A 1,012-nucleotide genomic window follows, 5' to 3' on the forward strand; every position below is an offset into this window, starting at 1 on the left:
CTAGACGCAACAAACGATGTAGCATTTAAGAGAGTCTTTGGTGATAAGGAAAGACTGAAGGATTTTTTAAATGCAATACTACGTTTAGAACCTGGGGAGAAAATAGCAGAACTTGAGTTTATGTCTGGAGAAGAAATACCAGATATAGGGCAGGGCAAAAGAAGCTTGTTTGATTTGAAGTGCAAGGACGAAGCAGGAAAAATCTACATAGTAGAAATGGAGAATAGACAAGAGTCGCACTATATACAAAGAGCACAGTTTTATGGGTCACATACATACGTATCACAATTAAAGAAGGGGATGTTTCATAAGGACTTGTTGCCTGTAATAGTAGTGAGCATCATGAAAAATAAGAAATTGTTTGGAGATAACATAGGGTGCATCAGTTACCACACTACGAGGGAAGAGAAGAGTAATGAGAGGCACTTATTTGCATTGTCGTATGTTTTTGTAGAACTGCCTAAGTTTAAGAAGGGAGAGGATGAGCTCAGTGGCATAGAAGATGAGTGGCTATTTTTTTTAAGTAGGTCGGAGGATGTGAAGGAGCCGCCAATAGGTACGAAGGACGAGCACATATTAGAAGCATATAAGGAGCTAGAGAGGTTTAACTGGAGTGAGGAATCGTACGATGCCTATGTGAGGGCGAGATTGCTGCTTGATGGGCAGGAATGCACAATGGATGATGTGAGAAAGGAAGGTGAAAGCAAAGGCCTAGAGAAGGGCATAGCGATAGGCAAGGAGGAAGGAAAGGCCGAGGGTAAGGCGGAAGAGAGGATTGAGATAGCGAGGAATTTGGTGAGTTTAGGAGTGGATGTGAAGAAGGTGAGTGAGGCGACGGGTTTGAGCGAGGAGGAGGTGAGTGGATTGGCTGGTAAATGAGGAGATGTTTTGATATAGAGTATGGTTATTTTGATTTAGGTAGGTTTGGAGTGCCTCCAACAAAGGTTGAGGATGTGCTACCAGGAGGTACTATTACTTATGAAGTACAGAAAATTGAGCAAAAGCTTAGGGT

General features: G+C 42.4%; 1 protein-coding gene. It reads left to right on the plus strand.

From position 1 onward, the window contains the following. The coding region (locus EDM53_RS05495; RefSeq protein WP_130122656.1) for an Rpn family recombination-promoting nuclease/putative transposase at nt 1-879 on the plus strand (879 nt) is incomplete at its 5' end. Between the last annotated feature and the right edge of the window lie 133 nt (nt 880-1,012).

Source organism: Rickettsiales endosymbiont of Peranema trichophorum, from assembly GCF_004210275.1.
Taxonomy (GTDB): domain Bacteria; phylum Pseudomonadota; class Alphaproteobacteria; order Rickettsiales; family Midichloriaceae; genus RICK02.